The organism is Vibrio qingdaonensis (genome assembly GCF_026191675.1).
GTDB lineage: Bacteria > Pseudomonadota > Gammaproteobacteria > Enterobacterales > Vibrionaceae > Vibrio > Vibrio qingdaonensis.
This window is the reverse complement of record NZ_JAKRRY010000001.1, coordinates 355,577-371,353: the sequence shown is the minus strand read 5'-3', so window position 1 is coordinate 371,353 and position 15,777 is coordinate 355,577. Positions and strand designations below refer to the sequence as shown.

10 protein-coding genes and 1 pseudogene are annotated in these 15,777 nt (G+C 44.1%); 5 read left to right on the top strand and 6 right to left on the bottom strand.

What is annotated here, in order from left to right; genetic code table 11:
• Window positions 1–342: 342 nt before the first annotated feature.
• A pseudogene (locus tag MD535_RS01665) lies at window positions 343–1,654 on the top strand (hemolysin family protein).
• Between the two features lie 53 nt (window positions 1,655–1,707).
• Here MD535_RS01665 and cydC read toward each other — a convergent pair.
• From cydC to trxB, 3 genes are all read right to left on the bottom strand, one after another.
• Window positions 1,708–3,429 carry a heme ABC transporter ATP-binding protein/permease CydC gene (gene cydC, locus MD535_RS01660; RefSeq protein ID WP_265673172.1) on the bottom strand — a complete coding sequence of 574 codons (1,722 nt, stop codon included), beginning with the start codon at window positions 3,427–3,429 and terminating at the stop codon, window positions 1,708–1,710.
• Window positions 3,422–5,209, bottom strand: a complete 1,788-nt coding sequence (cydD, locus tag MD535_RS01655) for a heme ABC transporter permease/ATP-binding protein CydD (RefSeq protein WP_265673171.1) — start codon at window positions 5,207–5,209, stop codon at window positions 3,422–3,424. Before cydD ends, cydC begins: the two co-directional genes overlap by 8 nt.
• A 103-nt stretch (window positions 5,210–5,312) precedes the next feature.
• Window positions 5,313–6,269, bottom strand: a complete 957-nt coding sequence (gene trxB, locus MD535_RS01650) for a thioredoxin-disulfide reductase (protein WP_265673170.1) — start codon at window positions 6,267–6,269, stop codon at window positions 5,313–5,315.
• A 526-nt stretch (window positions 6,270–6,795) separates the two neighbouring features.
• On the opposite strand from trxB, the gene MD535_RS01645 reads away from it, so the two are divergent.
• Together MD535_RS01645 and MD535_RS01640 are read left to right on the top strand one after the other, a co-directional pair.
• A complete protein-coding gene (locus MD535_RS01645; protein WP_265673169.1) occupies window positions 6,796–7,452 on the top strand; it encodes a 2OG-Fe dioxygenase family protein in 657 nt (218 codons plus the stop codon).
• A complete protein-coding gene (locus MD535_RS01640; RefSeq protein ID WP_265673168.1) occupies window positions 7,436–8,662 on the top strand; it encodes a cysteine desulfurase-like protein in 1,227 nt (408 codons plus the stop codon). The genes MD535_RS01645 and MD535_RS01640 overlap by 17 nt, the downstream gene beginning before the upstream one ends.
• 54 nt (window positions 8,663–8,716) lie before the next feature.
• On the opposite strand, the gene MD535_RS01635 is transcribed toward MD535_RS01640, so the two are convergent.
• From MD535_RS01635 to MD535_RS01625, 3 genes are all read right to left on the bottom strand, one after another.
• Window positions 8,717–9,541: a DUF2797 domain-containing protein gene (locus tag MD535_RS01635; RefSeq protein WP_265673167.1), complete on the bottom strand. Its 825-nt coding sequence runs from the start codon at window positions 9,539–9,541 to the stop codon at window positions 8,717–8,719.
• A 139-nt stretch (window positions 9,542–9,680) separates the two neighbouring features.
• Complete coding sequence (locus MD535_RS01630; protein ID WP_265673166.1) at window positions 9,681–11,372, bottom strand: GGDEF domain-containing protein; 1,692 nt, start codon at window positions 11,370–11,372, stop codon at window positions 9,681–9,683.
• A complete protein-coding gene (locus MD535_RS01625; protein ID WP_265673165.1) occupies window positions 11,369–12,424 on the bottom strand; it encodes an ABC transporter substrate-binding protein in 1,056 nt (351 codons plus the stop codon). The genes MD535_RS01630 and MD535_RS01625 overlap by 4 nt, the downstream gene beginning before the upstream one ends.
• A 338-nt stretch (window positions 12,425–12,762) precedes the next feature.
• Between MD535_RS01625 and MD535_RS01620 the strand changes: the two genes are divergently transcribed.
• Window positions 12,763–14,472, top strand: coding sequence for a type I secretion system permease/ATPase (locus MD535_RS01620; RefSeq protein WP_265673164.1), 1,710 nt, complete (start codon window positions 12,763–12,765; stop codon window positions 14,470–14,472).
• On the top strand, window positions 14,469–15,773 hold the full coding sequence (locus MD535_RS01615; protein WP_265673162.1) for an HlyD family type I secretion periplasmic adaptor subunit: 1,305 nt from the start codon (window positions 14,469–14,471) through the stop codon (window positions 15,771–15,773). Before MD535_RS01620 ends, MD535_RS01615 begins: the two co-directional genes overlap by 4 nt.
• The last annotated feature ends 4 nt before the right edge of the window (window positions 15,774–15,777 follow it).

Genomic DNA, 15,777 nt, shown 5'->3' with positions numbered 1-15,777 from the left:
GCGAGTGCGGCTTTTTTGTCTATGGCATACGGGTATGTGTGTGGATATTTTAAGATGAGGCTTGATAGCGACCTTTTACTTACTATTCGATTCTAATTACCATTCGATTCTATTTACCATAAGAGCCTATTTATCATAAGAGCTATTGCACACGTATCTTCTCCAGACCGTCCTATTTCCATAAACAATGTTTCAAAAAAACGTCACGAAAGTCGCCTCGCTTTCAATGATGGTCACCATAAAAATTTTGTGTTCAGCCAGGGCACTTTCTATGCTCATCTTCACGTTTTAGATAGGTAGAAGTCGGCTATGATCGTAGTGTGTTTATCTCGGAGATAGCGTATGGACATCATTTTTCTAGTAAGTCTTATTGCTCTTAACGGTCTCTTTGCTATGTCGGAGATTGCGCTTGTTACTGCGAAAAGCGGTCGATTGAAAAAAATGGCTCAACGGCAGGCATCGGCTCAGCTCGCGCTGCGACTCAAGGAAACCCCGACATTATTCCTGTCTACTATTCAGATAGGCATTACCGCTATTGGTATTTTGAGCGGAGTTTTTGGCGAGGCGATATTATCGGTACCGTTCAAGCTTTGGCTTATAGAGCGTGGCGTAGAGCATGATCTAGCGTCGGTTTTTGCCACCGTAATTGTGGTGATAGTGATTACCTATTTTGCCATCGTGGTTGGAGAGCTTGTACCTAAGCGATTCGCGCAAAATAATGCTGAGCGCATCGCTGTTCTCGTGGCTTACCCCATACATTGGCTTGCCCAACTCACCAAGCCCTTCGTGGGCTTGTTGTCAATTTCAACCGACGCTTTACTTCGAATGCTGCGACAACAGGACAATCAGAACGACAATGTCACTGAAGAAGATATTGTTGCCTTGGTGCGAGAAGGTACTGAAAAAGGGGTGATTGAACATCAAGAGCAAGTGATGATTGATAACTTGCTTTATCTTAATGATAGAGTGGCCACATCATTAATGACCCCGCGAAGTGATATCCACTATTTGGATATTGAACAGTCGATCGATGACATTTTAAAGAACCTTCGCCAGACCCAACACTCGGTATGGCCAGTATGTCGAGGTGGTTTAGACAATATGATAGGGACGATATCATCGAAAGTATTGCTTGATGAATACAATGAGCTTTCGATCGCCAAGCTAGCGAGGTTGTTACGCAAACCTCGTTTTGTGCCCGAATCAATGAAGGGGCTTTCGTTGCTGACTTACATGCAAAAGACCAGTTCAGAAATGACGTTTTTGGTGGATGAATATGGAGATGTACAGGGGCTAGTGACGCATTATGATGTCCTTAAATCCATTGCTGGTCAGTTGGGGATGGCACCACAGCAAGTGTGGGTGAAGCAATTAAAAGATGAGAGCTGGCAGATGGATGCTCTAATGCCCATCAACGAATTCAAACATACATTAAGTGTCGGTGAGTTGGAGGGGGAGGCCTCTGAAAAGTTTCAAACATTAAATGGGTTCCTAATATGGTTGATGGGCCGAGTGCCGAGTGCCGAGTGTGGGGCAACGAATTCATTATCAACAATGGGAGTTTGAAGTAGTCGTCGTGAAGAATAATCGAATCATTCAAGTGAGAGTTCGTAAAGCAGAGGCGATGTCGGATAATAGTCATGTTGACGGATGATAACTAAGATAGAGAATAACAAGCCGCTCCGTTAGGAGCGGCTTGTTACGTTATTATAGTGTTTGATGCAGTTCGAAATAGCGACCTTGCTTAGCCAGTAATGCGTCATGATGCCCAAGCTCTAGGACTTTACCATCCTCAAGTAAGCAAATGGTATCGAATGTATCGAGGTTAACCAGTCGATGGGTAATAAACACAACAGTTTTACCTGCGAAATGATGGTCGAATAGCGTCATGATTTGCTGTTCTGTTTGCTTATCTAAACCTTCGGTTGGTTCATCGAGTAACAGAATCGGTGCATCGTGCAGCAGTGCGCGAGCGATACCAATTCGTCTTTTCTCGCCTCCCGAAAGCTGACGCCCGCCGTCACCAAGCCAAGTATCTAAACCCGACTCAGTAAGTAATGAGTCTAAACTCACCTGCTTTAGTGCGGTCTCTAATTCTAAATCTTGAGCATCAGGTTTCGCCATCGTCAAGTTATCGCGTAGCGAGCCATTAAGAATATCAACGCGTTGACTCACAATGCTCATTGATTGCCTTAACTGCACTTCACTCCAATTTTGAATATTGTGTCCAGCCAGTTTGACGCTGCCAGATTGAACGTCCCAATAGCGGGAGATCAGCTGCAATAGCGTAGATTTACCTGAGCCTGTTTGCCCAACAATCGCTAGTTTCTCGCCGCCTGCAACGGAGACAGAGACATTTTCTAACGCATTTTGATGGGCATCAGGGTAGCTAAATTGTACTTTGTCAAAGTCGATAGAAAAGTGACCGTTATGCGTGACAGGTTCCGTAGGAAACTGCACTTCTGGCTCAGCAAGGATAATGTCGTTCAGGCGCTTAGCTGAAGTCAGTGTTTGTCCAAGGAACTGGAATGCGCCCGCGATAGGCATCAGTAGCTCAAAACTGGCCATTGTAGCGAACACCATCAGAGCAATGAGTGGATCGGGTTGATTGCCAGCGACACCATCAGCGGATAACCACAAAATGAGGATGAGTAACCAACCATTGGCCAGAATCAACAAGCCCTGTGCAAGACCTGAGATCTTGGCATGGATAAACTGGTTGCTCAATAAGCGCTGTTGCGCATCTAGAATGGCTTCACGGTAGCGAGACTCGGCGCCAAATAATGTTAATTCACTGTAACCTTGTAACCAATCTAACGTCTTAATTCTAAGGTCAGCTTTATTTAACGTTAACTCATGACCATTATTTTTTCCGAGGGAGTAAAATAATATCGGCCAAATAATCAATAGAACGAGTAAAATGCCACCCAACGTTAGGGCGAGCGTGGTATCAAACCAGCACAGTACCGCGGTAAGACCAATAATACCCAAAAACCCAACAACAATAGGGCTGATTAAACGCAAGTAAACATGATCCATCGCGTCGACATCGGCGACTAAACGGTTAAGCATGTCTGCGTCACGGATATTAATCGCTTTACTTGGGATCAGCGGCGCAAGTTTACTAAAGAAGAATACTCGTAGATCGGTCAGGAGTTTAAATGTTGCGTTGTGGCTAACGACACGTTCACCCCATCGCCCAGCAGTTCGACCCATTGCCGCACCACGAACGCCTGCGCCAGGCAGCATGTAGTTGAACGTTTCTCTCGCGATAGTCAGTCCGGCGACGGCTGAGGCTGAGATAAACCAACCTGACAGCGTCAATAATCCGATTGAGGCAAAAAGTGTTGCAAAGGCGAGCACCATCCCCAGAGACAGACCAAACCAATGTTTCTTATATAATTTAAGATAAGGGAGTAACTCACGCATCTAAATTCCCCTTATTGTTATCGACCATCGTATTGTGTGCCGACAGCATGGATTTAAATAACCCATCAGTTTGTGCTAATGCCTCAAAGTGACCAGATTGTTCCAACTTACCGTGATTCATGACCCATATACTATCGACGCTTTTAAGCTGGGATAGCTGGTGAGTCACCGTTAACGTGGTTTTCCCTTGAGTGGTGTGTCTGATGCCTTCTGTCACTAAGCGTTCACTTTTGGCATCTAAGCTGGCGGTGGGTTCATCAAGAAGCCAAAATTGCCCATCTTGAATCATCGCGCGCGCCAGTGCTAAGCGTTGAGCTTGCCCGACCGATAAGCTACTAGAGCGATCGGTAACGTGGTAATCAAGGCCATGCTGATCCACAAATTCATCTGAAAATGAGGAGGATAGGGCGCTTAGCACGGTGCTATCGCTGACATTTTCTTTGCCCAGTGTAATATTTTCACGGATGGTGCCGTGTAAAAGTAGTGGGTTTTGCCCAACCCAACTGACGTTCTCACGCCAATCATCGCAAGCAAGATCACGCAGTTCTTGTCCATTAATTTTCAGGGACCCCGAGTAAGGCATAAAGCCTAAAATCGTGTTCACTAAGCTTGTTTTACCCGCGCCACTCGGACCGACGAGCGCAATGCTTTGGCCATCTTGAATATGAAAGCTGATAGGTCCAACGAGTCGCTTACCTTCTGGACTAAATATCTCAAGATTCTCAGCGGAGAGCTCAATATGAGAGTGAGTGTTAAGTGTGTTTTGACCCTGTGGCAAATTGTCCACTTTAGTATCTAGAAACTCAACAATACTTTCTGCCGCGCCAACCGCTTGAGCTTTAGCATGATAAAACGTACCAAGATCTCTTAAAGGTTGGTAAAACTCAGGGGCAAGGATCAAAATGAACAAACCCGCAAATAAGGTAACGCCAACGCCGTAGTGGCCAAAATTGACTTCACCGATTAAGCTAAATCCGAAGTAGACCGCGGTCATGGCTATCGAGATGGAAGTGAAAAATTCAAGGACCGCGGAAGAAAGAAACGCTAAGCGAAGTACATCCATTGTTCTCTTTCTAAACACTTCAGAGGCACCTTCAAGTACATCCTTCTCTGCTGCAGTGCGGTTAAATAGGCGTATAGTTGTCATAGACTGCAAGCGGTCATAAAAGTGACCAGACAAGCGCTGCAAGGCTTTGAAGTTTTTTCTGTTAGCGTCTGCTGCTTTCATTCCAACCAATGCCATGAATAGTGGCACAAGGGGAGCGGTAATCAGGAAAATGAGACCCGCAGCCCAGTTAATTGGGAAAACGACAATCAAGATAACAAACGGAACTAAGACTGCCAGTGACATTTGCGGTAAATACTTGGCGAAGAAGTCGTGCATATCTTCGACTTGCTCCAGCACTAGCGTTGCCCACGTACCTGCAGGTTTACCTTTAATATAGCTTGGGCCAAGTTCATGGAGTTTATTGAGAATAAGCTCTCGAATGTAGCAGCGGATTTTTTCGCCACATTTAAATCCTGCAATTTCTCTTCCCCACGCACAACCGGCGCGCCCTGCAACCGAGGCAACAAGTCCGATAAAATAAGGGATAAGTTCATACTTGTCGGTATGTTCAATAATGAGCTGGTGGAGTATGGTCGCGATCAAGGCAGCTTGCGCGAGCAAGAACAAGCTGGACAACACGCCAAGGCCTACTGCGATCAGTAGCCAGCGCTTTGCCAAGCGACTTTGCGTTTTGAGCCAGTTATTCAAGCTCCGTTGTTTCTTTTTATCCATTTAGACGGCTTAACTTAATGAGTATTATTCTTAGAAGAAGCGGGGAGTATACAAAAAAGAACCCAGTGTATACACCACTGGGTTCTAAGGTTTTACAATTGTTTTAGGCATTGATAGCGTCGAGGAAGCGTTCAGCGTCCAGTGCAGCCATACACCCCGTGCCTGCAGAGGTGATCGCTTGGCGATAATTATGGTCCATAACATCGCCTGCTGCATAGATACCTGGAATAGAGGTTTGTGTGGCGTTGCCCTCTAAGCCAGATTTTACGATGATGTAACCATTATTCATCTCTAATTGACCTTCAAATAGCGATGTATTGGGTTGATGGCCGATGGCAATAAATGCCCCCATCACTTCAATGTGCTCAATACTGTCGGTTTGAGTATCTTTAACATTGATACCCGTTACGCCCATTTCATCGCCTACTACTTCGTCAAGCGTACGGTTGGTGTGCAAAATAATATTGCCACTTTCTACCTTATCCATTAAGCGCTTGATCAGTATTTTTTCGGCGCGGAATGTTTCTCGGCGGTGGACTAGGTGCACTTCTGAAGCAATGTTTGCTAGGTACAGTGCTTCTTCTACAGCAGTATTACCGCCACCGACGACGGCGACTTTTTGGTTGCGGTAGAAGAAACCATCACAGGTCGCACATGCTGATACGCCACGACCTTTAAATGCTTCTTCGGACTCGAGTCCTAGGTACTTGGCTGAAGCGCCTGTTGAAATAATAACCGCATCCGCTGTGTACTCTTGACTGTCTCCAAAGAGCTTAAAGGGGCGCTCACTGAAATCGACGTTATTGATGTGATCGAAGATGATTTCGGTGTCGAATTTCTCTGCGTGTTCTTTCATGCGATCCATTAGTAGTGGGCCACTAAGATCTTCGGCGTCGCCTGGCCAGTTCTCAACATCAGTGGTCGTAGTGAGCTGTCCACCTTGCTGCATTCCTGTGACGAGCACTGGGTCTAGGTTGGCACGAGCCGCATAGACAGCAGCAGTATATCCAGCAGGACCAGAGCCAAGAATCAGCAATTTACAATGTTTTGAATCAGCCATGTTTATTCTCACTTATTTATCTTTAGGCAGCGACGTTGAGCTACTCGCTTTGTCTTCCTTAATATATTGGGCTTTGCGGATAAGAATCAACACTTAGCGAACAACAATGTCAGATATTTACTAAATCCGTTGACGATAGGTGGATAAATAGCCCGAAAGGCTTTGCTTTCTGCGGCAAGCCACTATCTTTGTCTCATTCTAAAGCATAATTGACTGCTCTAAACACTAATGGAGATGGGGTGTGATTAGCTTTTGTTTTTGTCAGTATTTTTTATGTTAAGTATATGATAAATGGCATTTAAATTAGTTGTTATAGTCAGCTATGCTAGTTTTTGGTCACTTGGATAGGTTTTAATGGTGATAATATGCTTAATTTTCTTGTTTTGTTGGATTTATATTTTTAAATTGTAATTTTGATGGGTGTAAATGCTACAAATGGTTGAAATAGTAGAGTTACTGCGTTTTACTTATTTGTAATGAAATTGTTGCATTTGTAACTAGAGTGCAGGCGACCAAGGCGATTATTATGTTACATTCCAATGAAAATACCCTACATTTAACTCAGCTCAGTGAGGAAGCAACGCAACAGCTTTCTCCTTCTTTTTCGAAATTGCCCAATACCGAGCATGCCGATGGGCAATATCGTTTGCGTCGTTATTCGGTGATTCAATTTTGCGATGGGAAGGTAGTAGAAGAAGATAAGCATGACTTTATTCAGACTGAACACTTTAATCACTTCCAAGGGGATGTGATTCGTCGCTTTGAGCCTATCCTCTCCAAAACATTGCATAGTGAAGGCATGCGAGAATTGGTTTCACTATTTATGACGTCCAATCAACTTCCGAATGGCCAAGAGATAGAAATTCATCAAATGCGTATCGCTGCCGTTTATGAAGAGACTCAAGTCGCGCCTGAAGGGGTGCACCAAGATGGATTTGACCATATTGCCATTGTCGGTATTGAGCGTAAGAACATTGTTGGCGGAGAGGTGATGCTGTACAACGATAATCATGAAGCGCCGTTCTTTCGAAAAGTGCTCGAAGATGGAGAGGTCGCCATTTTAGATGATCATCGCTTGTGGCATAACGCGCAACCTATTCGTTGCGTAGACGCCAAAGCAGAAGGGCACATGGATGTCTTTGTACTCACAGCCAAGGATGCGAATAATGCACTTCACTCCTAACTCAGCAAGAGAACAATTTCCGGCGTTGGCGCAATGGTATAATGAACGGCCTGTTGTGTTTCTCGATGGACCGGGTGGCTCGCAAGTACCGCAAACAGTACTTGAGGCAATGACGCATTATTTAGGGCGTTATAACTCAAACCTTGGTGGGCATTACTTTTCGAGTCAACATACCGTCTCATTAATGGTAAAGGCTCGCCGTGCCGCGGCTGAGTTACTTAACGCCGAAAACGGTGATCAGGTGGTCTTTGGCGCTAACATGACGTCCCTAACGTTCCAGTTGAGCCGCGCAATTTCGCGTGATTGGCAACCTGATGATGAAATCCTTGTTACGGCACTGGATCATTATTCTAATGTTTCATCGTGGCAACAAGCCGCAGATGATAAGGGTGCAATTGTTAAGCAGGTCCAAGTGGATGAGCGCCACTGTACTCTTGATTATGAACACTTTGAATCATTACTGACCACGAAGACGAAGTTGGTGGCGGTGACATATGCGTCTAATACTACCGGCTCTATTACCGATATTCGCCGTATTGTAGCGGCCGCAAAGAAAGTGGGGGCCCAAGTGTATGTAGACGCGGTTCACTTTGCACCACATGCATTGATCGACGTGCAGAGCTTAGGGTGTGACTATTTAGTGTGCTCTGCTTATAAGTTTTTTGGACCCCATTTAGGCATTGCCTATATTGCACCGCAGCATTTGCAATCGCTAGAGCCATACAAGGTTGAACCAGCAACCAATATTGGTCCGGGTCGGTTTGAAACAGGGACTCAAAGCTTTGAGTCGTTGGCAGGTTTAATTGCTGCGATTGACTATTTAGCGCAATGGGGCGAAGGAAAGGGGACTCGTGAAAAGTTGATATCATCTGCGACCGTCATTGCTCAGCATGAAGAACAAATCAGTCGTTACTTTTTAGATAGGCTGTCTAGATTAGACTACATGACACTCTATGGGACGTCGGAAGCAGACCATCAGCTTAGAACCCCAACCTTTGCGTTACGGTCGGATGTACATTCACCTGAATGGATGGCAAAAGTGCTCGGGGAACAGAATATCTGCGTGTGGAACGGGCATTTCTATGCGTTAGGTTTAGTTAAACAACTGGGTATTGAGGAGTTGGGTGGCGTGTTAAGAGTAGGCTTTATGCACTATAACACCTTAGCCGAAGTCGATACGTTTTTTGATGCCCTTGAATCGATGCATTGATGTTTGCTAATTATCGCCCTCATGAAAGAGGGCGATGTTGGTTCTGTTTTTCGTTTATTCAGACACTTCCACTTCATAAGAAGTGAACTTTCTAATGTTAATCACGCCTGTATCAAAGATTAGGTATTGACCTTTAATCCCCTTTAATACGCCAGACACAACCGGCTCTTTATCAAAGTTATGAGACTTAATCTTTGTTGGGTGCTCGTCTACCGGATAACTTAGAGGCGTAATATTTTCGGCAAGTATTTCGATAGACTGCTCGCCATATTGCGTTCGAATCTCTGCAATTTTATCGGCAACGAGAGGAAGAAGTTCTAGCGCTTTTTCTTGTAACGCAATTGGGGCACCGTCCTCTTTTAATAGTGTGCGCCAATTGGTTTTATCAGCAATGTGCTTCGCCAGTTCAATCTCAATTAAGCCAGAAATGTAGCGAGTGGACACTTTTAAAATAGGCAAACCCTGTGTGGCACCTTGATCAATCCAGCGAGTGGGAATTTGAGTGTGGCGAGTGATACCCACTTTTAGGCTAGAGGTATTCGATAAGTAGACAAAATGGTCCACCATGCAGTTGGCTTCGCCCCATTCAGGCTCTCGGCAAGTCCCCGCGTCGTAGTGGCAGGTTTCAGGTTTCATAATGCACATATCGCAACTGGCGAGTTTGCGCATACAGACAAAACAGTGACCTTGAGAGTAGCTTTTTTTCGTTTTCTTACCACAGGCGCTGCAAAAAATATTGCCAGTATGGGTAAGGGTTAATGTGCGACCAATGAAGGCAGCGAGTTCAATTTCTTGCTCGCCAACCGGCAGACGATATTGAACCGTTGAGTCGAGAGTAGCACGCATTTTGGATAGCGTGCCAGATGCTAAAAGCGACATGACATTACTCATTTTTGTTGTTTTGTTCAGTGTAACAAATACTCGATAACGGGTCTGTCTAAAATCATATTGGTCTACCCAAATATTAACCGCACCTAGACTTTCTAGATTTGCTTAAAAATGACGGAGAGCCTATCGGTTATTGAAATGGAGAGTGCCAGTGCGTTTGAGAGCGGCCATTATGTTTCGCGTGATACATGGCTTTATCCGCTAACTGGATTAGTTCATTGGGGCTGTTGGCAGACTCGGGATAAATGGAGACACCGATGCTTAGTGAGAGATCGTACTGACTTAATTCTAGTGACTCCACAAGGTCTTCCATTGCGTAGTGGAGTTTGTCACAAATGATATGTATGACGTTGAGCTGTCTGAGGTTTGAAAGCAGAATTACAAACTCGTCACCACCGTATCGACAGACAAGATCACTACTGCGCAGACTATCGGTTAAAAGACTTGAAATGCCTTGTAACAGGTTATCCCCAACATGGTGCCCTTTATTGTCGTTTATTGCTTTAAAGTTATTGACGTCAAGAAACAACAATCCAAAGTGCAACTGATTTTGTTTGTGATGCGCGATTTCGTTTTCTAACCGAGAGTGAAAATCTTTTCTGTTAGGGAGCCGAGTGAGGTCGTCTCTGCGAGCGAGTTCTTGAAATTTTTGCTCGGAAACTTTGAGTTCATGAAACTTAGTGTTGAGATGGTGTTGAAGGTAGTTGAGAGCTTTGGCTAAATCGCCAATTTCATCTGTTTGGCTGTATTGGCTAAAGTGGGCGGTTTTTCCTAGAGCGATACGTTGTGCTAAGTGAGAAATTTGTGTCAGTGGGCGGGTGATCAATCTAAACAGTGAATAAGAAAGCAGTACCGCAGTGAATATAAAAACGACGATTGTTACACTAAATCCGCGGAGCGCGGTAACTGTCCAAAGCTCAGTAATAACGTCACTTTTGGTTTGCCCAAACATATAGAAATGAGATGTACCGTGCATGAAAAATCTAGCAGGAGAAAAATAAACGTAGCTATGATCGGACGGTGTTTGAGGATCGCTGATCTCAAAAAATGACACGATGTTTTTAGATACCGATTTTTGAGCCGCGGGGTAGTCTTGTTGGACCTGTTCCAATTTTCCACGTGTATAGCCAAATTGTTTATCTTTGTCACGGTGTAAGAGGTAGTCGCCGTTAGCATTGGTGATAAAAAATGTAGAGGGTGCATCCATAATGGACGTTGCATTCTCCATTAACTGCTCGATATCGATAGCAATGAGTAACGAAATATCGCGCTTGTTCAATGTCGACAAAGGGTAAATGACAAAAACAAAAGGCACGGGTTTTGGGTGTGATATTCTGTCGTAGTGCATTGAAATTGGCGAAACAAATATCTTGTTTGGATGAAACGCATAGGATTGGGTATAGAAAGGAATATGGGCGAGGTTATTCAATTCATCATTACTTACTTGAATCACATTCTGTTGTTGATCGCGCTCCAAACGAAGTATTTCTTGATGCGATTTAGCTCGATCAATCAAAGATATACTATTAAATATCACGTCATTCTTAATCACAGCAGCGATTATAGCGGATAACGTCTTCGAACTTGTGCTGTCTTGTTGCGTATTTTCGAGCAGTGTTGCTAAGGTATCGTTCATTCGCTCGATGTCATGCAGCTTTTCTTGCAAAGAACGAATTACGGTGCCTGACGTTTGTTGCATCTTCTCTTCGGTGTTGGCGACGAGTAATGTCACTGAATGTTGATAGGTGAGCCAAGCAACACAAGAAAATGTGCTAAAGAGAGAGAAAAAGAAGATGAGGGTGATTTTGCTCGACAGCTTCATGGTTTCGCTCTTTTGGTGTGTTCCATTACTTTTTCGAGCGACTTTCCACTGTAGACCGCGTCCCACATTGCTTCGCGCTCGTGCGGAGACTCAACGGGCGTTAACCAAATGAGTTTTTGTTGTTGTGTGTCGGGAGAAAACTGAGCTAATGGGCTCTGCAGCCCGTGGCGCTGGGTGATTTCCAGTTGAACCCAAGGTTCTAGTACGAAATTAATCCATTGGTGTGCAAGTTCAGAGTGTTCAGTATCAGCAAGTATTGCCCAGCAGTCTAGCCAGCTTAGTGCGCCTTCTGTTGGAATAGTATAAGCAACATTCGCGCCGGACTTCTGTAATGACGTCAATTGCTGGCGTCCAAAATTAGCAAACATCAATGACATTTCAAATTGATTGAATAATTGCGTTGCCTCTTCAACCGAGTCATAAAAGGTCAGGGAGTTATCTCTTAGGGCGATAAGCTTTTCGGCGATATTGGATTGCTCGGTGTTAGGAATATTAAAAGGGTCGTCAAGGTTAAGTACCAATGCTGCAAGGCTTGTGTTGTGTGTCCCGCCATCATAACTCAACACTTTTTTATCGTACGTTGTAGACCAAAACGCATTCCATGAAGAAGGGGGAGTTTTTACCCGGTCTTTATGGTAGATCATTCCCATTGAAGAATAAGTGAAAGGCATGCCATAGATAGTGCCATGTTGTGAGGTTTTCGTGTTACGGCGAAGTGGTGTAAATTGCTCACTCAACCATTTGCTATTTGAAACTTTAGATATATCAATGGGAAGAATGCTATTCAATCTAATATATCTTTTTAACTCTGATGAGTTTAACACCACGATATCAAATGTCTGTTCGGTATTTTCAATGTTGTTGCGTAACTGCTTATCGTTAGTGACATATGTGATATTTATCTTGGTGTTATACTTATCCTCAAAATAAGATACGACATCTGCGTCGGTATAGCCATGCCAAGATAGTATATTTAACTCAGAATTAGCCTCTGATTTAACGCTAGTAAAAGCAATGGTTAATATGGCTTTGTACACCAGTTTATTCTTCATTTATCCCCCATTAACACCTAACCCTTAAGTGTAATAGGATCATTTTTTCTCTTATCAAGTGTAAATAAATAAATCTATCAATTATCGTTTTTTTAATTCTAAAGATGAGATCTCCATCACCAAATCGCCTGTTATTTAGATCTGCATCACGAATCTTTTGATAGCAGGGTGTAACAAATCTCAAAAATTGGAATGGGTATCGTTGCTGGGCTTTGTTGAGTATTTAGTCAAATAAATTCATAAATCACAACTAATATCGTTATCGGTTTGCTAGTAAATAATAATTCTACAGCGCATGTGAACATGATGACTTAGAGATAATAAATGTTGAGGTTTAAATGGAATTAACTGAGGCAAAAGGTCTTGTTAATTTAAATAATACGCAGTACTTTAAATTTAGCAAGAAAGTTTTTACATTCATAGCAATAGTGTCGGTAGCGGTTAATATCCTTTTTTTGGTATTACCCTTATTTTCCATGCAGGTTTTTGACCGAGTTTTATCTTCAGAAAGTAGAGAAACCTTGGTGATGCTAGCATCTGTCGCATTATTTCTTTTATCTATTCAAGCATTACTTGATTGGGTGAGAGGACAGGTAATGCTACGTTATGGTTATGGTATTGAACAACACTCATCAGACTTTGCATTTAACATTGCGATGCTAAAGTCTCAAGAGAACAATGGGGTACATAGCCAACCACTCTCTGACTTATCGCGAGTCAAAGAGGTGATCGCGTCTCCGGGTATTTTTGCCCTTTTTGATGCCCCATTCGCGCCTGTCTTCCTCGCGGTCATGTACTTAATGCACCCACTACTTGGTCACTTTGCTCTTATTGGTGCTACGGTGCTCTTTGTTATCTCTCTCCTAAGTCTGCTTGTTACTAAGCGTTTGCAAAATAACGCCAGTCAGCACGCGGGTACGTTTAATGCATTGACGAGTGATTGGCTTAAAAATGCCGAAATTGTGCAAGCGCTTGGAATGAATGACAACTTAGTGGCGAAGTGGCGCAAAGAGTCGATTAACCCAACGGTGGACAAAGCGACAGCAGATAAAATCTCTCGAGGCATTTTGGCCTTAGCAAAATATGCCCGCATGCTACTACAGATAGGCGTGTTATGTGTCTCTGTAATTCTGGTGCTTGAAAATGAGGTGGGAGCCGGTGTATTGATTGCCGCTTCAATGATAATGAGCCGAGTGCTGGCACCCGTTGAGCAAGCGATTCATAACTGGCAAAGTTGGTTAGAGGGTTGGAAGGCACATAAGCGTTTACGTCAAGCCTATCTTGAGCAGGCGGATGATGTGGTCGAACTGCCTAAAATAAAAGGCACAATTCAGTTTGAAAAAGTCAACCTAGGGCATCATGGAAGTGAAAAGCCACTGCTTGAGGACCTCTCATTTGTTATTCCTGCCGGCGCTTCTGTCGCTATAGTGGGGGGAAGTGGTGTAGGAAAATCGACGTTAGTCAAAGCCATGTTGGGGCTGGTGATACCCGTTAATGGGCAAGTGCGTATTGACGGTGCCACCTTAAACCAAAGGCAAGTGTCAGAACTCGGTAAGCAGGTAGGGTATGTGTCCCAAAATAGCCAATTATTGTCCGGCACTATTGCACAAAATATTTGTCGATTTGATGAGCAGGTTGAAGCGAAAGACATTGTCGATGCTGCTAAATTGGCGGGAGTCCATGAAATGATTCTTGCCCTTCCCAATGGATACCAAACCTTAGTTGGTGGCCTCGGTATACGACTCTCAGGTGGGCAGCAGCAACGAATTGCCATGGCGCGCGCACTTTACACCAAACCAGCACTGCTTATTCTTGATGAGCCAGATTCCAACCTAGACCATCCTGGACAGGCCGCATTGACCGAATTTATTGCTCATGCGCATTACAAGCGCATCACCGTTGTTGTTATTTCTCATCGAATGTCGATTATTCAGCATACTGGTCTTTGTATGGTGCTTGGCGAAGGGCGAATACAACAATATGGCAAGACAAGTGACATTCTCAATATCCCTAAAAGCAATGAAAGTGGTATGGAGAGTGCATCATGAAACTCACTCACACAGAGACATCTCGTTCATTCAATTTGTCACTAAGCGGACACGTTCTATTTGGTTGGTTAGTGTTGTTATTGTGCGTCGTTGGTGTTGGATACTGGAGCTACCAAGCCCCGTTAAGTTCCGCATCATTGGCGCCAGGTAAGTTAGTCACAGAGCTAGAGAACCAGGCCGTTCAACATCACACTGGTGGGGTGGTTGAAACCTTATCGGTTAAAGAGGGACAACGTGTAGAGAAAGGTGACCTGCTATTGGTGCTGTCTGACCCATTATTAGTGAGCCAACTAGAGCAACTTAACCAGAAGCAATTTATTGTGCAGTCTAGGCTTTCTCGGGTAGAAGCTGAACTGTCTGGAACGACCATACAGTGGACGGAGGTAAATGATCTCACGCCTATTCAAGTACAGATACGCCGTGATCAAGTGTCGTTACTTAATCAAAATCGGTTAATTCACAAAGAGCAACTGGCATCCTTACACCAACAAATTACTCAGTCTGAAAACGACAGCGACAGTTACAAGGCTTGGTTATCAAGCGATGCGCAATCACTAAAGCTATTGAGCGAAGAAATTGAAGCCAATTCAGCTTTATTGAAAAAAGGTTATGTCTCCAAGGTGGCGTTTTTGGAACTAAAGCGAGAGTACTCCAGCTTAGTGGCGAGAATTGCCGAACATCGAACGCGTATTAATAGGGCGCAAAGTAAAATCATTGAGCTAGGCTCGCAAATAGACGCCATGAAAATGGACTTCATGCGCACGGCGCAAGAAAAAAAGCAAACGCTCGTTTCAGAGCAGCAAGCCATATTAAAACAGCTAAAAGCATCCAACACCCTCAATGATCGAATTGAGGTACGAGCTCCGGTAAGTGGTGAAGTGATCAACCTCACCATTCATACCCAAGGAGGCGTTATCGCCCCCACCAGTACAATTTTAGAAATTGTTCCGAAAAACACCCGTGTGGTGGCGAGCGTGAATATTCAACCCAAAGATATCGAATCGGTGTATGAAGGTCTATCAGCAAATATACGACTGACATCATACAGCTTTCGACAAGTCCCAGCGGTAACAGGTGAGCTTATACACCTCTCTGCGGACAGCATCGTGGATGAGCGGCTAGGCGGTCATTTCTATCAAGGAAAGATAGCCCTCGATGCAACGGAGCTTCTCGATCTTGGCTTAGATCTTAAACCGGGTATGCCGGTAGAAGCGCAAATTGTACTAGAGGAACGCACGGTTCTTGATTATTTACTTTCTCCGCTGATACAGAGTATGGAGAAGGGGATGAGAGAGATTTAGGGCA

Coding starts and splice junctions, on each gene's coding strand:
- MD535_RS01615 (WP_265673162.1), top strand. CDS start 14,469: ATGAAACTCACTCACACAGAGACATCTCGTTCATTCAATTTGTCACTA.
- MD535_RS01635 (WP_265673167.1), bottom strand. CDS start 9,541: ATGTCGCTTTTAGCATCTGGCACGCTATCCAAAATGCGTGCTACTCTC.
- trxB (WP_265673170.1), bottom strand. CDS start 6,269: ATGGCTGATTCAAAACATTGTAAATTGCTGATTCTTGGCTCTGGTCCT.
- MD535_RS01620 (WP_265673164.1), top strand. CDS start 12,763: ATGGAATTAACTGAGGCAAAAGGTCTTGTTAATTTAAATAATACGCAG.
- cydD (WP_265673171.1), bottom strand. CDS start 5,209: ATGGATAAAAAGAAACAACGGAGCTTGAATAACTGGCTCAAAACGCAA.
- cydC (WP_265673172.1), bottom strand. CDS start 3,429: ATGCGTGAGTTACTCCCTTATCTTAAATTATATAAGAAACATTGGTTT.
- MD535_RS01645 (WP_265673169.1), top strand. CDS start 6,796: ATGTTACATTCCAATGAAAATACCCTACATTTAACTCAGCTCAGTGAG.
- MD535_RS01640 (WP_265673168.1), top strand. CDS start 7,436: ATGCACTTCACTCCTAACTCAGCAAGAGAACAATTTCCGGCGTTGGCG.
- MD535_RS01625 (WP_265673165.1), bottom strand. CDS start 12,424: ATGAAGAATAAACTGGTGTACAAAGCCATATTAACCATTGCTTTTACT.
- MD535_RS01630 (WP_265673166.1), bottom strand. CDS start 11,372: ATGAAGCTGTCGAGCAAAATCACCCTCATCTTCTTTTTCTCTCTCTTT.